Source organism: Enterobacter sp. B79-1, from assembly GCF_057444735.1.
The window spans coordinates 1,516,728-1,537,359 of record NZ_JBYAZJ010000001.1; the positions used below are offsets into that span (position 1 = coordinate 1,516,728).

Sequence of the window (20,632 nt, forward strand, 5' to 3'; positions counted from 1 at the left end):
GTTAGTGAATAAGCGGCTGCCAGAGGGTCATCAGCCCCTGCGTCAGCCCACCGCGCCAGCAAAGCGCATCGTGTCCGCCGTCAACCTGACGCCAGAAAATCGGCTGCTGCGTGTGTAGTTCGGCGAAAATCGCCTGATTCGCGCGGAAGATAAGCGGCTCGTTGCGCCCGGCCTCGAGGACAATGCGCAGCCCGCGTGCGGTTTTTTCACCCGCTTTCAGTTGTTCGATGAGCAGCCCATCCTGCTGCGCGCCGCGGTGCGGCCACCAGTAGGAGCCGGACTGGCTGAGGATGCAGCCAAAACGCTGCGGCCAGTTGAGGCCCGCATAGAGCGAAGAGAGGCCACCAAAGCTCTGGCCTGCCACGATGGTCCGATCGGCGCGGTCGCTGAACGAGGCGGTTGTTGTCACAAGAGGAAGGAGTTCTTCCTGCACCGCCAGCCAGAAATCGGGATTACAGGGCAGTTCCCGGCTGCGATGTTCCGTGTCGATCGCATCAATTAAGACGTAGACCGCAGGCGGCAGTTTGCCGTCGCGGGTCAGCGACGCCAGCGCAGGCCAGACGGGCATGCTTTCGGCCCAGAACTGCCCGTCGAGCAGCACCGCCAGCGGGCGCTCCGGGTCATCATCGCCGGTGGTAAAAATCCACACGCGGCGGCGGTTGTTGAGACGTGCACTGTTCCACTCAATGCAGACCGGCGACTGATACGGTGTATCGGGACGATCCCAGCCGGGCTGAACGGGCGCGTCCGGCATCTCCAGCGCCGAGACGGCATGACCGCGCCCGCCGCGCCAGCTCTGCGGATTCAGCGGGTCGGAGACCGCGTGCGGCAACAGCTTGCGCCAACCTTCACGCAGCGCCATGCGGTCCGGCTGCTCGCCTTCAAACACTTCGCTGGCAAAATCATTTTCGTTATCGGAGGGGATAAAACAGTAGCTGCCGCGCCATTCAGGGCTGAACTCGCCCCGCCACTGCCAGACGTCGGTATCCGAGATACGTTCAAGGGACTGCGGACGGGCATTTTGATGATGATCGGTCACGCCGGTGATGTAGAGCCAGACGCGTTTAACCGTTGACGTTTTCTGCGTTCCTGCCGGGTCACGCCACCAGAAGGTGACGCGATAGCTCGCCTTCAGACGTTCCCATTCTGGCCCGTTTTTCGACTGCCACCAAGCTTCACTTCCCGTTGTTAACGCCGTCACCCTTATAACCTCATGTTTAACAGTCTTTTTTGTTTCAGGACAAATTTTATTGATAATATTATTGATAACTATTTGCATTTGCAATAGCGTAATGCCCGCGCTGTGGGAAGCGCGCTCATTAAATAACCATAAAAGCGGGACGTACAATGAATAAGAAGATTCACTCTCTGGCCTTGCTGGTCAATTTAGGGATTTATGGTGTCGCGCTGCCCGCTCTGGCAGACGACAACACCGCCACCGCCGCGCAGCACGAAGACACGATGGTGATCACCGCCGCCGAGCAGAACCTGCAGGCGCCAGGCGTGTCGACCATCACCGCCGATGAAATCCGCAAAAACCCGCCCGCGCGGGACGTGGCGGAAATCATCCGCACCATGCCGGGCGTTAACCTGACCGGAAACTCCACCAGCGGCCAGCGCGGGAACAACCGTCAGATTGATATCCGCGGCATGGGCCCGGAAAACACCCTGATCCTGATCGACGGCAAGCCGGTGACCAGCCGTAACTCCATCCGTCTGGGCTGGCGCGGCGAGCGTGACACCCGCGGCGATACCGGCTGGGTGCCGCCAGAGATGATCGAACGCATCGAAGTGATCCGCGGCCCGGCCGCCGCGCGCTACGGTAACGGCGCGGCTGGCGGCGTGGTGAACATCATCACCAAAAAATTCGACAACCAGTGGCACGGTTCCTGGAACACCTACCTGAATGCGCCAGAACACAAGGACGAAGGTTCCACCAAGCGCACCAACTTCAGCCTCAGCGGTCCGCTGGGCGGCGATTTCAGCTTCCGCATGTTCGGCAACCTGGACAAAACCCAGGCCGACGCATGGGACATCAACCAGGGCCACCAGTCCGATCGTACCGGTGCCTACGCCAACACCCTGCCGGCTGGCCGTGAGGGCGTGGAAAACAAGGACATCAACGGCGTGGTGCGCTGGGACTTCGCGCCTATGCAATCCCTTGAGTTTGAGGCGGGCTACAGCCGCCAGAACAACCTCTACGCGGGCGACACGCAGAACACCAACAACGACAACGCGCTGGTGAAGAAGAACTACGGTAAAGAGACTAACCGTATCTACCGCCAGAACTTCGCGGTGACCTGGAACGGCGGCTGGGATAACGGTATCACCACCAGCAACTGGGCGCAGTACGAACATACCCGCAACTCCCGCCTGGGCGAAGGGCTGGCGGGCGGTACGGAAGGTCTGTTCAACAGCAATAAATTCACCGACACCGACCTGGCCGACGTGATGCTGCACAGCGAAATCAACCTGCCGATTGATTTCATCGTCAACCAGAACCTGACCCTGGGCACCGAGTGGAACCAGCAGCGCATGAAGGACTCCACCTCCTTCTCGCAAACCCTGCAGGGCGGCACCATCCCGGGCATGAGCGACGACCGCAGCCCGTACACCTCGGCGGAGATCTTCTCCCTGTTCGCCGAAAACAACATGGAGCTGACCGACAGCACCATGCTGACCCCGGCGCTGCGCTTCGACCACCACACCATCGTCGGCAATAACTGGAGCCCGTCGCTCAACCTGTCGCAAGGTCTGGGTGATGACTTCACGCTGAAGATGGGCATCGCGCGCGCCTACAAAGCGCCGAGCCTGTACCAGACCAACCCGAACTACCTGCTCTACAGCAAAGGTCAGGGCTGCTACGCAAGCTCCGACGGCGTGGGCTGCTACATGATGGGCAACGACGACCTGAAAGCTGAAACCAGCATCAACAAAGAGATCGGCCTGGAGTGGAAACGCGACGGCTGGCTGGCGGGCGTGACCTGGTTCCGCAACGACTACCGCAACAAGATTGAAGCGGGCTACGCGCCGATTGGCCAGACGTCCACCAGCAAAGTCACCACCGATATTTACCAGTGGGAAAACGTGCCGAAGGCGGTGGTCGAAGGTCTGGAAGGCTCCCTGAACGTGCCGGTAAGCGACACCATCAACTGGACCAACAACATCACCTACATGCTGCAGAGCAAGAACAAGGAGACCGGCGATCGTCTGTCGATCATTCCTGAGTACACGCTGAACTCCACCCTGAGCTGGCAGGTGCATCAGGACGTGTCGCTCCAGTCGACCTTTACCTGGTACGGCAAGCAGCAGCCGAAGAAGTACAACTACAAAGGTCAGCCGGTGACCGGGTCTGAGAAAGACGAAGTCAGCCCGTACAGCATCGTTGGCCTGAGCGCGACCTGGGACATGACCAAAAACGTCAGCCTGACCGGCGGCGTGGACAACGTCTTCGACAAACGCCAGTGGCGCGCGGGTAATGCCCAGACCACCGGGAACACCACTACCGGTGCGTATATGTACGGTGCGGGTGCGTATACGTATAATGAGCCGGGCCGCACCTGGTATATGAGCGTAAACACAAGATTCTGATACAGGCAGTGACGTCCCCCTCTCCCTGTGGGAGAGGGTTGGGGTGAGGGCGAGGTAAAAGCAAAACGGCAACCCTGTTGCCGTTTTTAGTGTTTGCTCCCTCTCCCCGTGGGAGAGGGTCGGGGTGAGGGCATCAGGCCGCACTATTTAGTGATAGAGGAAAAACATGCACACCACCCACAGCACATTCATTCTCGCTAACCTCACCGTCCACCACGTCACCTTCGACCCCACCACCTTCACCGACGCCGATCTCCTCTGGCTCCCCCACCACGCTGAGCTTTCACACGCCGGACGCAAACGCAAAGCCGACCATCTTGCCGGACGCATCGCCGCCGCGCACGCCTTACCGGATCACTCCATTCCCGGCATTGGCCCCAGCGGCAAACCGCTCTGGCCGGACGGTATTTCCGGCAGCATCACCCACAGCGGCACGCAGGCCATGGCGGTTGTGGTCCGCGAGCGACAGGCGCTTATCGGCATCGATTGTGAAGCGATACTTCCCGAAAACGAAGCCAGAGAAATAAAGGATGGGATCATCGATGTGCAGGAAGAGCCTGTGCTTTCCCGCTCGGGATACCCGTTCGCCCTTGCACTGACGCTGGTGTTTAGCGCCAAAGAGAGCCTGTTTAAAGCCCTCTTTCCACGGGTGCAGGCTTATATGGGGTTTGACAGCGCCCGGGTGACAAAGCTTGACGATAAGACGCTTACGCTGGCGTTGACTCGTCAACTGGCAGGCTTTAACGAAGGTGCAGCCTTCACCCTTCACTGGCAACAGCAGGGTGAACAGGCGATCACCCTGCTGTCACGCTCTCCTGCCGACGGGCCTTCACGCTGGTGACCCCGAACGTCACGATAAACACCATCGCGAACAGCACTACGATGGTCGGCGCAGGCGCGCTGTCGAGATAAAACGACGCATATACACCGCTTACCGACACGAGGACTGAAACGGCGACCGCGACCAGCAGCGCCATGTGGAAGCGTCGGGTGATCAGCACCGCCACCGCGCCGGGGGCAATCAGCAGCGAAATCGACAGAATAATCCCCACCGCCTTCAGCGTCGCCACGATGGTTAGCGAGACCATGCACAGTAAGCCGTAGTGCAGCCAGCGGGTGCGCAGCCCGCTCGCCTGCGCCTGCTGGTAATCAAAGCAGAACAGCAGAAAGTCGCGCCACTTCAGGCCAATCACCAGCGCGATCAGCCCCGCCACGATCCCGCTTTGCAGAATGTCCATCCCGTTAATGCCCAGCATATCGCCGAACAGAATGTGGTCGAGATGCACCTCGGGTTTGACGGCGATATAGAGGATCAGGCCCGCGCCGAACATGCCGGAAAACACGATCCCCATGACCGTATCCTGCTTGATTCGGCTGTTATCCTTCAGGTATCCGGTGGCGACCGCGCAGAACAACCCGGCCACAAACGCCCCCAGCGCCAGCGGCAGGCCCATCATCCACGCCAGCACCACGCCGGGAAACACCGCGTGGCTCATGGCGTCGCCCATCAGCGCCCAGCCTTTCAGCACCAGAAAAACCGACAGCAGCGCGCAGGGCACGGCCACCAGGAGTGAAATCAGCAGCGCGTTGTTCATAAACGCAAACTGGAAGGGGTCAAGGAGCAGCGCCATCATGGGTGTGCCTCCTGTGCGAGACGGCGGCTGGCGAGCAGCCCATGCTTCGGCGCAAAGACGAATGCCAGCAGGAACAGCAGCGTCTGGGCGACCACGATAATGCCGCCGGTCGCGCCGTCCAGATAGTAGCTGGCCCACGCGCCGAGGAAGCTGGTGATGCTGCCAATGGCGACCGCAATCATCAGCAGGCGCGGAAAGCGGTCGGTCAGCAGCCACGCGGTCGCGCCGGGGGTGACCACCAGACAGATCACCAGAAACGCGCCGACGGTTTGCAGCGCCGCCACAGTAGAGACCGCCAGCAGGGTAAAGAAGAGGATTTTCAGGCGTTCAGGACGCAGGCCGATGGCGCGGGCGTGGTTCTCATCAAAAAAGGTCACCATCAGATCTTTCCATTTGAACAGCAGGATAACCATCGACACCACGCCGATAATCGCCAGCTGAACGATATCTTCCGGGGCGATAGCCAGAATATTGCCGAGCACGATGGTCTGAATGTTCACCGAGGTCGGGTTGAGCGAGACCATAAACAGCCCCAGTCCGAAAAAGGAGGAGAAGATCAGCCCGATGATGGCGTCCTCCTTCAGGCGGCTGCGCTGGTTGAGAAACAGCATGCTGCCCGCCGCCAGTCCGCCTGACAGGAACGCCCCCAGCGAGAACGGCAGCCCAAGCATGTAGGCTCCTGCCACGCCGGGCACGATGGAGTGCGACAGCGCATCGCCGATCAGCGACCAGCCTTTAAGCATCAGGTAGCAGGAGAGAAACGCGCACAGCCCGCCCACCATCGCCGAGACCCACATCGCGTTGAGCATGTACTCGTAGCCGAAGGGTTCGAGAAGCGCGTTCATTTAGCCTCCTGTCGGTGCGTCACGAAGGGGCGTTCGTCGTCGGTAATAATGCGATCTTCCGAACCGCTGAGCACCACGTGGCGCAGCACGCCGCTAAAGGCGCGCTCAAGATTCTCGGCGGTAAAGGTGGTTTCCGTCGGGCCGCTCGCCAGAACGGTGCCCTTGACCATCACCGTGTAATCACAAAACTCCGAGACCGAGCCCAGGTTATGGGTCGAGACCAGCATTGTTTTGCCCTCGTCGCGAAGCTCGCGCAGCAGGCTGATGATCCTGGCTTCGGTTTTGACGTCCACGCCGGTAAACGGCTCGTCGAGCAGGATCACCTCGCCCTGCTGGGCAATCGCCCGGGCCAGAAACACGCGCTTCTTCTGCCCGCCGGACAGCTCGCCAATCTGCCGATGGCGCAGCTCGAGCATATCCACGCGCTTCAGGGCGTCGGTCACGATTTGTCTGTCGCGATCTTTGGGCCGACGCAGAAACCCCATGTGCCCGTAGCGGCCCATCATCACCACATCTTCGACCAGCACCGGAAACGACCAGTCAACCTCTTCCGACTGCGGCACGTAGGCGACCAGGTTCTGGCGCAGCGCCCGGTGAGGCGGCAGCCCCAGAATGGTGATAGTGCCGCTCGCCGCCCGCACAAAGCCCATCACCGCCTTGAACAGCGTGGATTTGCCGGAACCGTTTACGCCAACCAGGGCGGCAATCGATCCGCCCGGCACGCTGAACGACGCGTCGCGCAGCGCCGTGTGGCCGTTGCGGTAGGTCACGGTGACGTCTGAGACAACAATCCCATCGTGCATGGTTACTCCTTCATGCCGTCACGGATGCCCTGCACCAGCGTGCGGGTGGTGACGTTCAGCAGATCGATATAGGTCGGTACCGGGCCGTTTTCCGCGCTCAGGGAGTCGACGTACAGCACGCCGCCGTAGTGGGTGTCGGTTTCCCGTGCCACCTGACGCGCGGGCTTATCGGAGACCGTGCTTTCGCTGAACACCGCCGGGATATGATGTTTTTTCACCTGGTCGATCACCTTGCGCACCTGCTGGGGCGTGCCCTGCTGATCGGCGTTGATCGGCCACAGGTATAGCTCTTTCATCCCCAGATCCCGTGCCAGATAGGAGAAGGCACCTTCGCTGGTTACCATCCAGCGCTTGTCTTCCGGGATCTCCGCCACCTGCTTGCGCAGCGGTTCGAGAGTGGCGGTGATCTTCTGCTTGTAGGCTTCAGCGTTGCGCTGGTAGGTCTGAGCGTTGGCCGGATCATACTTCACCAGCGCGTCGCGGATGTTATCGACGTAAATCAGGGCGTTGTCCGGCGACATCCACGCGTGCGGGTTGGGCTTGCCGTTATACGGCCCCTCGCCGATCCCCATCGGCGTAATGCCGTTAGTGACAATCACTTCCGGCACGCCGTTCAGGTGCTGATAAAAGCGCTGGAACCAGAGTTCCAGATTCATGCCGTTCGCCAGGATCAGCTGTGCCTTCTGCGCGCGTTTGATATCGCCCGGGGTGGGCTGGTATTCGTGAATTTCCGCGCCCGGTTTGGTGATGGAGGTGACCTCTGCGGCATCCCCCGCCACGTTTTTCGCCATATCAGCAATAACGGTAAAAGTGGTGATGACCTGGAACTTTTCAGCCGCCAGCGCGCCGGTCGTGGTCGCGGTCATGAGCAGCGCGCCGAGCAACAAACGCTTCAATCCTTGCCGTGGATGCATCGCAGAAGTCTCCTGAGGTGATTAAATTCAAAGCAAAATTAGCCTGTGCTATAAGGTATAGCACAGGCTATATTTAAATGAAAATGGTTATCATTAAAGTTGTGTCAATGAAGGGCGTGCCTGATGGCGCTTCGCTTATCAGGCCTACGGTAAAGCAGTTTTATAGGCCGGGTAAGCGCAGCGCCACCCGGCAAGAGGGCTGCCTACTGCCCGGCAAGGGCCTTATAAAATGCAGGATTCTCCCGAATCACGTTAAGTACCTTCGCCGCCAGCCCGGTTGGGTTGCGACGTTTGGACTCCCAGCTTTTTATCGTGTCAACGCTCGTGCCAAGCGCCTTCGCCATTTCGCATTGGGTAATATTGAGCTGTTCTCTGATTGCGCGAACATCTGCAACTTCATAGCGAGTTACTCTGGAAGCTGCTTTCCTTCCGCTATGGATCTCAACAGCCTCTTCGAGTGAAGATTTTAACTCATCAAAGATACTCATTGTCAGCCTCCGCCTGTCCGATTGGAGTACATAGTACACCTTTCATTTATGGCATTGGAAGCCGTATTTTTCAGAACAGAAGTTAGTTTTTTAAGTTCAGCTTTCTCTGTCTCAGTCAGGCTGTCCCTGGTGCTTTTTAGATAGGCCATGATGAAATAGATCACCTCCTCCGTGGCCAAAAAGTAAATCACTCTGGCACCGCCTCTCTTTCCCTTTGAACCTGCCGCCATCCTTATTTTACGTAACCCACCCGTCTGTTGGATCAGGTCACCTTTATCAGGCCAGGCAATGAGTTCCTTTTGCAGATCCTTTAATTCATCATCCGTAGCAATGCTTTTAATCTGTCGGGTAAAGAGTGATGTTTCGATAAACTCTATCGCATGACTCATCCATAGTTCCTTCCCTAATCGCAGCAAAAACCTGAAGACATCAGGATCAGGCTCTTGCTGCATTGTTACTCTTCCTTGAGTAATATTGCGCCATACAACTGTATTTATATACAGATTAACGGTATTTTAAGAATCCATTTAGACATCCGGGAACATCACGCTATTCCCCGGCGCTTCCCTGTGCAGATGGATAAAGTTCAGGTGCCGTTCATACTGGTCCAGAATGTCCGTAATCACCTGCTCCTTGCTGTAATCCATCAAATCATTCCCCTGGCTCCCTTCCAGCAGGAAGGTCTCAAGCCGGTAGTAGGTCGACTTCCCGCTGCGCGCCCGATAGGTAAACCCGGGTACCGAATACTGCTGTGGCCAGATCTGATAGACAAAGTTCTGCTCGTCGCCCATGTGCACCAGCAGATCCAGGTGCCCCAGGTTCTCGCCCTCGTCCGGCGGCAGGTTTTTCAGCTCCACGTAAGCACCGCGCAGCTTCAGCTCCTGTGCCACCTCTTGCATGGCCGGGTAACACACCGTCTCCATCATCTGTCGGGTATAGCGCGTGCCGGGGTAGTTCATCAGGCGTGAGAGGCGTTTCTTCCAGCTGAGCCTGTCCTGCGCGCCCAGCGGTCGCGGCGCGGTGTCGCGGTTGGCGCTTTCGCGGCGGTAATCTTCCACCTTGAGCGATTTATACAGCCCGGCCATCACGAAGAAGATCACGAAGCTGAACGGCAGGCCCATGATCACCGTGGTGTTCTGCAGCGCAGAGATACCGTTGGTCATCAGCATGCCGAGCGTCAGCAGGCCGATGGCGACGGACCAAAAGATGCGCAGCCAGTTCGGCGCGTCGCTGTTGATGTCCTTCAGCTTCGAGGTGAAGTTGCCCAGCACCAGCGCGCCGGAATCCGCCGAGGTGACGTAAAACAGCAGGCCGGTGATGGTCGCTACGGAGGCGCTAAAGGTAAACGCCGGATACTGCGCCAGCAGGCTATAGAAGCCGCGCTCTGGGTGCGCCATCGCTTCCTGCGCGAAGGTCGCATTGCCGTGGATAATTTCGTGCAGCGCGCTGTTGCCGAAAATCGACAGCCACAGCAGGGTAAAGGTGAACGGGATAATCAGCGTACCCATTACGAACTGACGAATGGTGCGGCCACGCGAAATGCGCGCGAGGAACAGGCCGACAAACGGCGACCACGCGACCCACCACGCCCAGAAGAACAGCGTCCAGTTGTTCATCCACTCGACCGGGCGGTCGAAGGCGAAGCTGTTCAGCGTCATGCCCATAAAGCGGTTCACGTAGTCGCCCACGTTGAGCACTAAGGCATTGAGCAGGAATGAGGTGTCGCCCATAAACAGCACGAACAGGATCAGGCCCAGCGCCAGCGCCACGTTCAGCTCGGACAGCACGCGGATGCCCTTATCAACGCCAGACGTCACCGAAATGGTGGCGATAATGACGGAGAGCGCAATCAGCGCCGCTTTGGCGGCCATCGAATCCGGGATATCAAACAGCACGCTCAGCCCGTAGTTGAGCTGCACCACGCCAATCCCGAGCGTCGTCGCGATACCGAAGATGGTGCCGATCACCGCCGCTATGTCGACGCTGTGGCCAATCGGGCCGTTAATTTTTTTACCGAAAATCGGATACAGCGCAGAGCGGATGGTGAGGGGCAAATTATAACGATAGCTAAAGTATCCGAGCGCCATGCCCATCAGGGCGTACATCGACCAGCCGGTCAGACCGTAGTGGAACAGCGTCCAGACCATCGCCTGGCGCGCGGCCTCCATCGTCTGCCCTGCCCCTTCCGGCGGCTGCATATACTGCGTGACCGGTTCCGCCACGGAGAAGAACATCAGGTCGATGCCGATGCCTGCGGCAAACAGCATCGCGGCCCAGCTCAGCAGGCTGAACTCAGGCTTGGACTGCTCTGGCCCGAGTTTCACCGAACCGAAGCGCGAGCAGGCAATGCAGACCACGAAGACAATATAGAGCGTCGCCGCCAGCAGATAGTACCAGCCGAAGGTCTTTGACACCCAGTTCAGGGTGCGCCCAATCCACTCGGCAGAAAAATCACGAAAGAAAATGGTCGTCAGGGAAAACAACAAAATCAGCCCGGCGGAAGTATAAAAAACGACCGGGTTGATTTTGTCTTTTTCTCTGTCCTGTGAAAGGTCTGTCATCCAGTATCCCCACTGTTTTTGTAACTATTAAAATCCAAATCCGCAACAATTAAGACACATTTTATATTGAACGTCCAATCAAAAACCGCTTTAATGGTTAACCAACGCTGATGAATGGAGTGGCAAAAATGCCCAAAGTGGGGATGCAGCCGATCCGGCGCAGGCAGCTTATTGACGCCACGCTGGAAGCAATAAATGAAGTGGGTATGCATGACGCGACGATCGCGCAGATCGCCCGTCGGGCTGGCGTTTCCACGGGGATCATCAGCCATTACTTCAAAGACAAAAACGGTCTGCTGGAAGCGACCATGCGCGACATCACCGGCCAGCTTCGCGACGCGGTATTGAGTCGTCTGCACGCCCTGCCGGACGCCAGCGCGGAGCAGCGATTGCAGGCCATTGTCGGCGGCAACTTTGATGAAACCCAGACCAGCGGCGCGGCGATGAAGGCCTGGCTGGCCTTCTGGGCGAGCAGCATGCACCAGCCGATGCTCTACCGCCTGCAGCAGGTGAGCAGCCGCCGTCTTCTGTCGAACCTGGTGTACGAGTTTCGCCGCGAGCTGCCCCGCGAACAGGCCGAAGAGGCGGGCTACGGGCTGGCGGCGCTGATTGACGGCCTATGGCTGCGCGCAGCCCTGAGCGGCAAGCCGCTGGATAAAACTTTGGCCCAGTCGCTCACCAGCCACTTTATCAGCCAGCATTTACCGACCGAATAACCGAGGAGGATTTATGTCCCGAATGGCAGAACAGCAGCTTTATATCAATGGTGGTTATACATCCGCCACCAGCGGTCGCACCTTCGAGACCATCAACCCGGCCAACGGTGAAGTTCTGGCGACCGTACAGGCCGCCGGAAGAGAAGATGTCGATCGCGCCGTGGAAAGCGCAAAACGCGGGCAAAAAATCTGGGCGGCGATGACCGCCATGGAGCGCTCGCGCATCCTGCGCCGCGCCGTCGATATCCTGCGCGAGCGCAACGACGAACTGGCGAAGCTGGAAACCCTCGACACCGGTAAAGCGTTTTCTGAAACCTCAACCGTCGACATCGTCACCGGTGCGGACGTGCTGGAGTATTACGCCGGGCTGATCCCGGCGCTGGAAGGCAGCCAGATCCCGCTGCGCGATACCTCATTCGTTTACACCCGCCGCGAACCGCTGGGCGTGGTGGCGGGCATCGGCGCGTGGAACTACCCGATCCAGATCGCCCTGTGGAAATCGGCCCCGGCGCTGGCGGCGGGCAACGCGATGATCTTCAAGCCGAGCGAAGTGACGCCGCTTACTGCCCTGAAACTGGCGGAGATCTACACCGAAGCGGGCGTACCGGACGGCGTGTTTAACGTCCTGCCGGGCGTGGGCACGGAGACCGGCCAGTTCCTGACCGAGCATCCGGGCATTGCCAAAGTCTCCTTCACCGGCGGCGTCGCCAGCGGCAAGAAGGTGATGGCCAACTCGGCGGCCTCGTCCCTGAAAGAGGTGACGATGGAGCTGGGCGGCAAATCCCCGCTGATTATTTTTGACGATGCGGATCTCGATCTCGCGGCAGACATCGCCATGATGGCGAACTTCTTCAGCTCCGGCCAGGTGTGCACCAACGGCACCCGCGTGTTCGTGCCCGCGAAATTTAAAGCCGCGTTTGAGCAGAAAATCGTTGAGCGCGTGGGCCGCATCCACGCGGGCGATCTGTTCGATGAAAACACCAACTTTGGCCCAATGGTCAGCTTCCCGCACCGCGACAGCGTGCTGCGCTACATCGCCAAAGGCAAAGAGGAAGGCGCGCGCGTGCTGTGCGGCGGCGACGTGCTGAAAGGTGACGGCTTTGATAACGGCGCGTGGGTCGCCCCGACCGTGTTCACCGACTGCACCGACGAGATGACCATCGTGCGCGAAGAGATCTTCGGCCCGGTGATGTCCATCCTCACCTATGAAAGCGAAGAAGAAGCCATTCGCCGCGCCAACGACACCGACTACGGACTGGCGGCGGGCATCGTTACTGCCGATCTGAACCGCGCGCACGGCGCTATTCATCAGCTTGAAGCGGGCATCTGCTGGATCAACACCTGGGGTGAATCCGCCGCTGAGATGCCGGTCGGCGGCTACAAACACTCCGGCATTGGCCGCGAGAACGGGGTGATGACGCTACAGAGCTACACCCAGGTGAAGTCCATCCAGGTTGAGATGGGTAAATTCCAGTCCATATTTTAACCGGGAGGTTTATTTGCAATTTGACTACATCATTATCGGGGCCGGCTCTGCCGGCAACGTACTGGCAACGCGACTGACTGAAGATCCGAACACCACCGTCCTGCTGCTTGAGGCGGGCGGGCCGGATTACCGCTTTGACTTCCGCACCCAGATGCCCGCCGCGCTGGCGTTTCCGCTGCAGGGCAAGCGCTACAACTGGGCGTACGAAACCGAGCCAGAGCCGTATATGAACAACCGCCGCATGGAGTGCGGACGCGGCAAAGGGCTGGGCGGCTCGTCGCTGATCAACGGCATGTGCTACATCCGCGGTAACGCGATGGATCTCGACCACTGGGCAAAAGAGCCGGGTCTGGAACACTGGAGCTACCTCAACTGTCTGCCCTACTACCGCAAGGCCGAAACCCGCGATGTGGGGCCGAACGACTACCACGGCGGCGACGGTCCGGTGAGCGTCACCACCTCTAAGCCGGGCGTGAACCCGCTGTTTGAGGCGATGGTGGAAGCTGGCGTGCAGGCGGGCTATCCGCGCACTGAGGATCTCAACGGCTACCAACAGGAAGGCTTCGGCCCGATGGACCGCACGGTGACGCCGCAGGGCCGACGCGCCAGCACCGCACGCGGCTATCTGGACCAGGCCAAAAAACGCCCGAACCTGACCATCCGTACCCACGCCATGACCAATCATATTGTCTTTAACGGCAAGCGCGCGGTGGGCGTCGAGTGGCTGGAAGGCGAAAGCACCATCCCGTCGAAAGCGACGGCCAATAAAGAGGTACTGCTGTGCGCAGGGGCCATTGCCTCCCCGCAGATCCTGCAGCGCTCCGGCGTGGGCAATGCCGGGCTGCTGAAGCAGTTCGATATTCCGCTGGTACACGACCTGCCCGGTGTGGGCGAAAACCTGCAGGATCACCTGGAGATGTACCTCCAGTACGAATGTAAAGAGCCGGTTTCCCTCTACCCTGCCCTGCAGTGGTGGAATCAGCCGAAGATTGGCGCAGAGTGGCTGTTTGGCGGCACCGGCGTGGGCGCGAGCAACCACTTCGAAGCGGGCGGGTTTATCCGCAGCCGCGAGGAGTTCGAGTGGCCGAACATTCAGTACCACTTCCTGCCGGTGGCGATTAACTACAACGGCTCGAACGCGGTAAAAGAGCACGGCTTCCAGTGCCACGTCGGCTCCATGCGCTCCCCGAGCCGCGGCCACGTGCGCATCAAGTCGCGCGATCCGCACCAGCATCCGGCGATCCTGTTCAACTATATGTCCCACGAGCAGGACTGGCAGGAGTTCCGCGACGCGATCCGCATCACCCGCGAGATCATGCACCAGCCCGCGCTGGATAAGTACCGCGGTCGCGAAATCAGCCCGGGCGTCGAGTGCCAGACCGACGAGCAGCTGGACGAGTTCGTGCGTAACCACGCGGAAACCGCCTTCCACCCGTGCGGCACCTGTAAGATGGGCTATGACGAGATGGCTGTGGTCGACGGTGAAGGCCGCGTTCACGGGCTGGAAGGGCTGCGCGTGGTGGATGCGTCGATCATGCCGCAGATCATCACCGGCAACCTGAACGCCACCACCATCATGATTGGCGAGAAGATTGCCGACGCCATTCGCGGGCGCGAGCCGCTGGCGAAGAGCACGGCGGCGTATTATGTGGCGAACGGGGCGCCGGTTCGCCGTTGAGTTGCCTGATGCCCTCACCCCGGCCCTCTCCCACAGGGAGAGGGTGACAACCTATTCCCTCTCCCCGTGGGAGAGGGTTAGGGTGAGGGAAAATTACTGCCGAAATTCCTCTAACCGCTTAACCTGCCGCCCTTCCCCGTCAAAATTCTCCGCCTCCAGCCAGGCGCGCAGCTCCGCGTCCCTTTCCGGCCACTCGCTGTCAATAATAGAGAGCATATCGCTGTCGCGGTTGCGGCCTTTGCGCACCAGCTTCTGGCGCAGCCGTCCCTCCCAGACAAACCCCAGCCTCTCTGCCGCGCTACGTGAGGCGATATTCATCGAATCACACTTCCACTCCAGCCGACGGTACTTATGCTCGAAGGCGTTTTTCAGCAGCAGCCACACCGCTTCGGTGCCGATGCGGGTGCCTTTCATCTTGCGCGACCAGGTGACGTGGCCGATTTCTACCGAGCCGAGAAACCGCTCGATCGCCATATAGCTCACCAGCCCTACCGCTTTTTCGGTGCGTAAATCGATCACCGCAAAGGGCACCAGGTCATCGTCCAGCACCTTTCCCAGCACCCAATGCGCGGTCGCTTCCACGCTTTCCGGCTGCGTGCTGGCAAGCCATGTCCAGTCGCTGTCGTCGCCCAGAGCATAGGCTTCGAACAAATCTGAAGAGTGATGCTCCGCATCCAGCGGCTCAAGACGGCAGTACTGGCCGGTAAGCGGCGTGCGGGTTAACACGCGGGCGCATTTCCAGTCCGGGACGATATCGTTAACGGTTTGACCATGTTGATTGATTTCGGGCACGGCGGTGACTCCCTGAAAGGTAAGGGATTTGTTATAGCAGGTTAAAAAGCGGACGAAAAGAGAGAACGTGTTGGCCGGGTAAGGCGTCGCCGCCACCCGGCAAAAAATCACTTCAGCAGCTTCACCGTGGCATCAATGTCGATTTCATCTTCGGTGAAGATCATCGTCGTATTCTGGAAGGTGGTGATCGCCAGCTTCTTCACCGAACGCGTTTCGCCCGGCTTTTTATCGGACTTCGGCTTGATGCTGTTCATCAGCAGTCCTACCGACAGCACCGCGTTCTCTTTGTCGATTTTGGCATCAACCGGCTCTTCTTCGCTGAACACCACGAAGGATTTGATTGAAGTGAGCTTCACGCGCTCGCCCGCAATATAGAGGTGCTTACTTTCGGGGATCACCTTCACCGCATAGGCGGAGAGGCCTTTGTTATTGGTGGTTGGCTCAAAGGTCACCGCGGCATCTTTCTTAATCAGATCGGGGTTCGCGACCTTAATCACATGAAAATAGCGGTTGTCGCCGTTTTCATCTTTGATAAATCCAAAGCCTTTATCTTTAAACCACGTTGTGATTGTACCGTTCATCGCTGTTACCGCCTGTCAGATCGTAATGACTAAAGTTTTGCAGCGCGCAGTGTAATGCACAATGGCGGAGGAGACAAAAAAAAGCCCCTGCACGGGGGCAGGGGAAAACTCATGTCAGAGCTTATTAGTATTACGTTATTAGTTGAACACCATTCCACCGTCGATCAATAAGGACTGGCCAGTCATATAGTCAGAGTCTGGCCCGGCGAGGTATGAAACGCAGGCGGCCACGTCTTCCGGCTCGGACAGGCGGCCAAGCGTAATGCGTTTGGCAAAGGTTTCGGTCCCGTAGCCGAGCGGTTTACCCGCCGCCTCGGAGACCTGACGGTCGATCTCCGCCCACATCGGCGTTTTGACGATGCCCGGGCAGTAGGCGTTAACGGTGATCCCCAGCGGCGCGAGATCCCGTGCGGCGGTCTGGGTTAAGCCGCGCACCGCGAACTTGCTGGAACTGTAGACGGCCAGCTCCGGGTTGCCGGTGTGGCCCGCCTGGGAGCAGGCGTTGATGATCTTGCCGCCGTGCCCCTCTTTGCGGAACGCGTCAATTGCGGCCTGGATCCCCCAGATCACCCCTTTCACGTTGATGTTGTAAACCTTGTCGACAATCTCCGGGGTGATGGATTCGATTGGCGTGGACGGCGCAACCCCGGCGTTATTAACGATCACGTCGAAGCCGCCCAGCGCGGTGCGGGCTTTCTCCACCGCCGCAAACACCTGCTCGCGGTCAGAAACATCCACCTTCACGGCGACGGCTTTTCCGCCGTTGCGGGTGATTTCATTGGCGACCGCCTTCGCCGTCTCCTCGTTGTAATCCGCGATGGCGACGGCAAAACCATCCTTCACCAGACGAAGCGCGATCGCTTTACCAATCCCCTGGCCTGAGCCTGTTACGAGAGCAACTTTTTGCATTTCTCTGTCCTTATATTGAGTCACAAAATCTGGCTGAGATGGAGCTGGCCCATCAGCAGCGGGTTATCGCTGTAGTCGACGGGAATGGCTACCACGGCGGGGCCGTCGACATCCATTGCCGCGCGCAGCGTCGGCTCAAGCGCCTCGGCGCTCTCCACGGCAAAGCCTTTCGCGCCGAAGGCGTCAGCATAGGCTTTGAAATCGACCGGCCCGAATTCGACGCCAGAAAGACGCTGGTATTTTTTCTCTTCCTGGATGGCCACCATGTTGTAGCCGTTATCCACCCAGATGATGTGCAGCACGTTGGCGTTGAGGCGCACCGCGGTTTCCAGCTCCATGCTCGACTGCAGGAAGCCGCCGTCGCCGGAGACCGAAACCACCTTGCGGCCCGGGTTCACCAGCCACGCGCCAATCGCCCACGGCAGCGCGACGCCCATGGTCTGCTGACCGTTGGAGATCATCACCTGACGCGCCCGGAAGCTGTAGAGGTAGCGGGCGATCCAGATGTGGAAGCTGCCCATGTCGACGGTAAGCGTCACGTCGTTATTCACGATGTCCTGCATGGCCCGCACGATGCGCAGCGGATGCAGGGCAAACTGGTTGAGCGACGCGCCGCGGCGGTCGAGCAGATCGCGCTGATGCTGGCGATCGACCAGAATCTCTGATGCCCGCTGGCTCAGCTCCAGCTTACGCTCGATGCGGTTAGCAAGCAGGTTCAGGGTTTCGGCGATGTCCCCCACCAGCTCCAGATCCGGCACGTAGTTACGTTCTTCATAGGCGGGCAGCACGTCAATGTGCACCAGCGTGGCGTCGCCGCTGTTCCACATGGACGGCTCGTATTCCACCGGGCTGTAGCCGATGCAGATAATCAAATCCGCCAGGTGCAGCAGACGGTCGCCCGCCTGGTTGTTAAACAGGCCGACGCGTCCGGCAAAGCGGGTGAAGTGCTCCTGGTTTACCGCCCCGGCGGCCTGATAGGTGCTGGTGACCGGAATGCGGCTTTTCTCCAGCAGCGTGCGCAGCGCGGCGCTGTTCGCGGGCTGGCTGGCCATCAGGCCGAGCAAAATGACTGGATTTTTGGCGTTTTCGATAAGCTTCGCCACGTCGTTAATGGCGGATTCCGGTGCCGGGCCCATCAGCGCCGGGCCGCTGGCGGGTAAAATCGCCCCCGTCGCGGGCTGGTCGACAATATCCTGCGGCAGGCTGACGAACGCGCCCCCCGGCCTACCGTGCTCGGCGGCGCGAAACGCGTTCGATACCACCTCGGCAATCGCATCCGGTGAATTCACTTCAACGGCGTATTTGGTGACCGGGCTGAACATGGCGACGGTGTCCATGCTCTGGTGCACCAGCTTGGCTTTATCTGCCCGCTTCACCGCCCCGCCCAGCGCCACCACCGGGTCGCCTTCGCTGTTGGCGGTGGCGATGCCGGTGATCAGGTTGGAACAGCCCGGCCCGGAGGTGACCAGCGCGACCCCGGCCTTGCCGGTCAGCCGCCCTACCGCCGCCGCCATAAACGCCGCGTTGGCCTCATGGCGTACCGGAATGATCTCAATGGAGGAGTCCAGCAGGGAGTCAAAGACCTTGTCGATTTTCGCGCCCGGAATGCCAAACACCTGCTTCACGCCCTGCGCTTCCAGCTGGCCGACAACCATATCGGCGCCGTGCGCCCACTGACGTGACTGTTTCTCACTGTTCACGGTAGTTCTCCTGTTAGTTTTCGACGGAACGGATCGCTGCATCAAGATTGCTGGGGTGAAGGTTGGCCTGTAAAAACGCGCTGTCGGCGGGCAGGTCAATCATCAGCTTGTGGATTTCGCCGAAGGTGAGCACGCCGTTCTCAAGCTGATAGTCGAGCAAATGTCCGCCGCCCTGACGGTCATCGGTGATGAAATGCTCGTGATAGCCCGCCACGTTAATGCCCTGCATATGCTGCGGCGTGCGGAACCCGACCAGCACCCCTTCGCGCTGGTTAAAGCGGAACACCGGCTGGTCGTCCAGCACGTCGGTCATCGCGCGGTACGGCGGCGTCTGGCGCGGCACGGTGCGGGTGTGGGCATGGCGGAAGTTGCCGTCGATGCGCAGCGCGCAGAACAGGTTATCGGAGGGGATTTGCTGGTCGATCGCATCGTGGATCTGCTGACGGCTGACCGGGCCATTAAAGGTTATCCGGTACTGCGGCTGGAACCAGGTCATCACCGCGAACGGCGTTTTCTGCTCTGGCTTCGCGGCCCGGGCGCTGCCGTCGGCGCGCAGCTGGTACACCTGGCTGCTGAAGGCAATCATTTCGCCGTCCAGCTCGTTGAAGGTGCCCAGACCAAAATCACCGTGTGCCAGCAGGTCGGCGATGGTGGTCTCCCCCTCGTACACGCCGCTTAGCAGGGCGCTCATTAGCGATGTCTGATAGATCACGCTGTCAGGATGCTGGGCGGAGAACCCGCGCAGGGTCTCGCACAAATTGGCCTCACAGTCGCAGGCAGATGAATGCATCATCGTGCTGGTCCTCTTCAACTTTATTTAGAAAGGTTAAATAAATGTTGACCCGATTCAGCAGAGAGTTCCAATATAGAAACCATGCTGGTTTGAGACGTTTTTGATATGGAACTTCGTTATCTGCGGTATTTTGTCGCGGTTGCACGCGAGCGACACTTCACCAGGGCGGCCGAAGCGCTGGGTATTTCACAGCCTCCTCTGAGTCAGCAGATCAAACGGCTCGAGGAGGAAGTAGGCACGCCGCTGTTCAGACGCCTGACGCGGGGCGTGGAGCTGACCGAGGCGGGAGAAGCCTTCTATGAGGACGCCTGCAAGATCCTGGCGCTGAGCGACGCCGCGCTGGAAAAGGCCCGCGGCATCGCGCGCGGGCTGAACGGCAACCTGTCGATTGGGATCACCAGTTCAGATGCCTTTCACCCTAAAATTTTCTCCCTGATTCGCCAGTTTCAGGTGCAGAACATGGCGGTGCAGGTTCACCAGGTGGAAGCCAATATGTCTTCGCTGACGACGATGCTGGCGGAGGGTGAACTGGATATCGCCTTCGTGCGCCTGCCGTGCGAGAGCAGCAAGGCGTTCGAGCTAACAATCCTCGACCGGGAGCCGATGGTGGTGGCGCTGCATCGCGACCATCCGCTGGCGGCGTGCGGCGATCTGGCGCTGGATCAGCTGCGTGATACGCCGGTTGTGCTCTTCCCGCAGGAGGTCGCGCCCGGCCTGTACGACCGGGTTTACGGCTGCTGCGAACGGGCCGGGATTGACGTGCAGCATGCGCTGCAGTCATCACAGCTTTCCTCCTCCCTGAGCATGGTTTCCGCCGGCGGCGGCTTCGCGCTGGTGCCGAAGTCAATGGCGGCCATTTCTCCGCCGAATGTCACCTACCACGCGCTGAGCTCGCCGGAGCTTTATACCGATATCGCGCTCTGCTGGCGGCGTTTTGAACGCTCGCGGACGGTGAAACGGTTTCTGGCGATGATGAGCGAGGGGTAGCGGTCGGTTTGGTTGGTGGATGTTGTAGGCCGGGTAAGGCGTAGTCGCCACCCGGCAATGCCCTTCTGGAAGCCGCCTCGCAAACCTGCAAACAACCTTATGTAATTCAGGGGCATCCCTTTTTATCCCTTCTTCACGGTCGTAAAGTGCCTGC

Annotated in this window: 19 protein-coding genes; 6 read left to right on the forward strand and 13 right to left on the reverse strand. The window is 59.4% G+C overall.

The annotated features are described in order from the left end of the window. Position 1: 1 nt before the first annotated feature. Positions 2-1,201: an enterochelin esterase gene (fes, locus tag AC2T6E_RS07360; RefSeq protein ID WP_148400378.1), complete on the reverse strand. Its 1,200-nt coding sequence runs from the start codon at positions 1,199-1,201 to the stop codon at positions 2-4. 146 nt (positions 1,202-1,347) lie between these two features. Here fes and AC2T6E_RS07365 point away from each other — a divergent pair, with 146 nt between their 5' ends. Both AC2T6E_RS07365 and entD read left to right on the forward strand, forming a co-directional pair. Next, positions 1,348-3,591 (forward strand): TonB-dependent siderophore receptor, encoded by a 2,244-nt coding sequence (locus tag AC2T6E_RS07365; RefSeq protein ID WP_312961979.1) that lies wholly within the window; start codon positions 1,348-1,350, stop codon positions 3,589-3,591. Between the two features lie 166 nt (positions 3,592-3,757). After that, a complete protein-coding gene (gene entD, locus AC2T6E_RS07370) occupies positions 3,758-4,432 on the forward strand; it encodes an enterobactin synthase subunit EntD (protein ID WP_212474165.1) in 675 nt (224 codons plus the stop codon). Here entD and AC2T6E_RS07375 read toward each other — a convergent pair. The 7 genes from AC2T6E_RS07375 to betT all read right to left on the reverse strand — a co-directional run bounded on the left by AC2T6E_RS07375 (position 4,386) and on the right by betT (position 10,836). Further along, positions 4,386-5,225 carry a metal ABC transporter permease gene (locus tag AC2T6E_RS07375; protein ID WP_214594403.1) on the reverse strand — a complete coding sequence of 280 codons (840 nt, stop codon included), beginning with the start codon at positions 5,223-5,225 and terminating at the stop codon, positions 4,386-4,388. The genes entD and AC2T6E_RS07375 overlap by 47 nt on opposite strands. After that, the gene (gene sitC / locus AC2T6E_RS07380) at positions 5,222-6,070 is read right to left on the reverse strand and encodes an iron/manganese ABC transporter permease subunit SitC (protein WP_486691083.1); all 849 of its coding nucleotides are present in this window, start codon (positions 6,068-6,070) and stop codon (positions 5,222-5,224) included. Before sitC ends, AC2T6E_RS07375 begins: the two co-directional genes overlap by 4 nt. After that, positions 6,067-6,873: an iron/manganese ABC transporter ATP-binding protein SitB gene (gene sitB, locus AC2T6E_RS07385; RefSeq protein WP_416719400.1), complete on the reverse strand. Its 807-nt coding sequence runs from the start codon at positions 6,871-6,873 to the stop codon at positions 6,067-6,069. The genes sitC and sitB overlap by 4 nt, the downstream gene beginning before the upstream one ends. Before the next feature lie 2 nt (positions 6,874-6,875). Then, the gene (locus tag AC2T6E_RS07390; protein WP_120159105.1) at positions 6,876-7,787 is read right to left on the reverse strand and encodes a metal ABC transporter substrate-binding protein; all 912 of its coding nucleotides are present in this window, start codon (positions 7,785-7,787) and stop codon (positions 6,876-6,878) included. 203 nt (positions 7,788-7,990) lie between these two features. Continuing rightward, positions 7,991-8,275 carry a NadS family protein gene (nadS, locus tag AC2T6E_RS07395; protein ID WP_148400373.1) on the reverse strand — a complete coding sequence of 95 codons (285 nt, stop codon included), beginning with the start codon at positions 8,273-8,275 and terminating at the stop codon, positions 7,991-7,993. Between the two features lie 2 nt (positions 8,276-8,277). Next, positions 8,278-8,664 (reverse strand): type II toxin-antitoxin system RelE/ParE family toxin, encoded by a 387-nt coding sequence (locus AC2T6E_RS07400; RefSeq protein WP_348573101.1) that lies wholly within the window; start codon positions 8,662-8,664, stop codon positions 8,278-8,280. A gap of 138 nt (positions 8,665-8,802) precedes the next feature. After that, on the reverse strand, positions 8,803-10,836 hold the full coding sequence (gene betT, locus AC2T6E_RS07405) for a choline BCCT transporter BetT (RefSeq protein WP_089599352.1): 2,034 nt from the start codon (positions 10,834-10,836) through the stop codon (positions 8,803-8,805). A gap of 128 nt (positions 10,837-10,964) precedes the next feature. Here betT and betI point away from each other — a divergent pair, with 128 nt between their 5' ends. From betI to betA, 3 genes are read left to right on the forward strand one after another with little or no spacing between them, the layout of a single operon-like run. Further along, positions 10,965-11,552 (forward strand): transcriptional regulator BetI, encoded by a 588-nt coding sequence (gene betI / locus AC2T6E_RS07410; protein ID WP_010428377.1) that lies wholly within the window; start codon positions 10,965-10,967, stop codon positions 11,550-11,552. Between the two features lie 13 nt (positions 11,553-11,565). Then, positions 11,566-13,038 (forward strand): betaine-aldehyde dehydrogenase, encoded by a 1,473-nt coding sequence (gene betB / locus AC2T6E_RS07415; protein ID WP_486691087.1) that lies wholly within the window; start codon positions 11,566-11,568, stop codon positions 13,036-13,038. A 13-nt stretch (positions 13,039-13,051) separates the two neighbouring features. Then, complete coding sequence (gene betA / locus AC2T6E_RS07420; RefSeq protein WP_486691089.1) at positions 13,052-14,716, forward strand: choline dehydrogenase; 1,665 nt, start codon at positions 13,052-13,054, stop codon at positions 14,714-14,716. A 93-nt stretch (positions 14,717-14,809) separates the two neighbouring features. Here betA and AC2T6E_RS07425 read toward each other — a convergent pair whose 3' ends face one another. The 5 genes from AC2T6E_RS07425 to budA all read right to left on the reverse strand — a co-directional run bounded on the left by AC2T6E_RS07425 (position 14,810) and on the right by budA (position 19,491). Further along, positions 14,810-15,508 (reverse strand): GNAT family N-acetyltransferase, encoded by a 699-nt coding sequence (locus tag AC2T6E_RS07425; protein WP_486691091.1) that lies wholly within the window; start codon positions 15,506-15,508, stop codon positions 14,810-14,812. Between the two features lie 107 nt (positions 15,509-15,615). Then, on the reverse strand, positions 15,616-16,089 hold the full coding sequence (locus tag AC2T6E_RS07430; RefSeq protein WP_010428355.1) for a cold-shock protein: 474 nt from the start codon (positions 16,087-16,089) through the stop codon (positions 15,616-15,618). Between the two features lie 138 nt (positions 16,090-16,227). Further along, entirely contained in the window at positions 16,228-16,998 is a 771-nt protein-coding gene (locus AC2T6E_RS07435; RefSeq protein WP_212474160.1) for a (S)-acetoin forming diacetyl reductase, read from the reverse strand. Between the two features lie 20 nt (positions 16,999-17,018). Further along, positions 17,019-18,698, reverse strand: coding sequence for an acetolactate synthase AlsS (alsS, locus tag AC2T6E_RS07440; protein ID WP_108415790.1), 1,680 nt, complete (start codon positions 18,696-18,698; stop codon positions 17,019-17,021). Between the two features lie 13 nt (positions 18,699-18,711). After that, positions 18,712-19,491, reverse strand: coding sequence for an acetolactate decarboxylase (gene budA, locus AC2T6E_RS07445; protein WP_454539139.1), 780 nt, complete (start codon positions 19,489-19,491; stop codon positions 18,712-18,714). A gap of 105 nt (positions 19,492-19,596) precedes the next feature. Between budA and AC2T6E_RS07450 the strand changes: the two genes are divergently transcribed. Next, positions 19,597-20,478 carry a LysR family transcriptional regulator gene (locus AC2T6E_RS07450; RefSeq protein WP_431642543.1) on the forward strand — a complete coding sequence of 294 codons (882 nt, stop codon included), beginning with the start codon at positions 19,597-19,599 and terminating at the stop codon, positions 20,476-20,478. The last annotated feature ends 154 nt before the right edge of the window (positions 20,479-20,632 follow it).

What these genes read in the sequence shown, in the direction of transcription:
- AC2T6E_RS07375 (WP_214594403.1), bottom strand. Translation starts at nt 5,225, where the DNA reads ATGATGGCGCTGCTCCTTGACCCCTTCCAGTTTGCGTTTATGAACAAC.
- AC2T6E_RS07365 (WP_312961979.1), top strand. Translation starts at nt 1,348, where the DNA reads ATGAATAAGAAGATTCACTCTCTGGCCTTGCTGGTCAATTTAGGGATT.
- AC2T6E_RS07390 (WP_120159105.1), bottom strand. Translation starts at nt 7,787, where the DNA reads ATGCATCCACGGCAAGGATTGAAGCGTTTGTTGCTCGGCGCGCTGCTC.
- sitC (WP_486691083.1), bottom strand. Translation starts at nt 6,070, where the DNA reads ATGAACGCGCTTCTCGAACCCTTCGGCTACGAGTACATGCTCAACGCG.
- AC2T6E_RS07400 (WP_348573101.1), bottom strand. Translation starts at nt 8,664, where the DNA reads ATGAGTCATGCGATAGAGTTTATCGAAACATCACTCTTTACCCGACAG.
- entD (WP_212474165.1), top strand. Translation starts at nt 3,758, where the DNA reads ATGCACACCACCCACAGCACATTCATTCTCGCTAACCTCACCGTCCAC.
- AC2T6E_RS07450 (WP_431642543.1), top strand. Translation starts at nt 19,597, where the DNA reads ATGGAACTTCGTTATCTGCGGTATTTTGTCGCGGTTGCACGCGAGCGA.
- betB (WP_486691087.1), top strand. Translation starts at nt 11,566, where the DNA reads ATGTCCCGAATGGCAGAACAGCAGCTTTATATCAATGGTGGTTATACA.
- betI (WP_010428377.1), top strand. Translation starts at nt 10,965, where the DNA reads ATGCCCAAAGTGGGGATGCAGCCGATCCGGCGCAGGCAGCTTATTGAC.
- nadS (WP_148400373.1), bottom strand. Translation starts at nt 8,275, where the DNA reads ATGAGTATCTTTGATGAGTTAAAATCTTCACTCGAAGAGGCTGTTGAG.
- sitB (WP_416719400.1), bottom strand. Translation starts at nt 6,873, where the DNA reads ATGCACGATGGGATTGTTGTCTCAGACGTCACCGTGACCTACCGCAAC.
- AC2T6E_RS07430 (WP_010428355.1), bottom strand. Translation starts at nt 16,089, where the DNA reads ATGAACGGTACAATCACAACGTGGTTTAAAGATAAAGGCTTTGGATTT.
- AC2T6E_RS07435 (WP_212474160.1), bottom strand. Translation starts at nt 16,998, where the DNA reads ATGCAAAAAGTTGCTCTCGTAACAGGCTCAGGCCAGGGGATTGGTAAA.
- betT (WP_089599352.1), bottom strand. Translation starts at nt 10,836, where the DNA reads ATGACAGACCTTTCACAGGACAGAGAAAAAGACAAAATCAACCCGGTC.
- budA (WP_454539139.1), bottom strand. Translation starts at nt 19,491, where the DNA reads ATGATGCATTCATCTGCCTGCGACTGTGAGGCCAATTTGTGCGAGACC.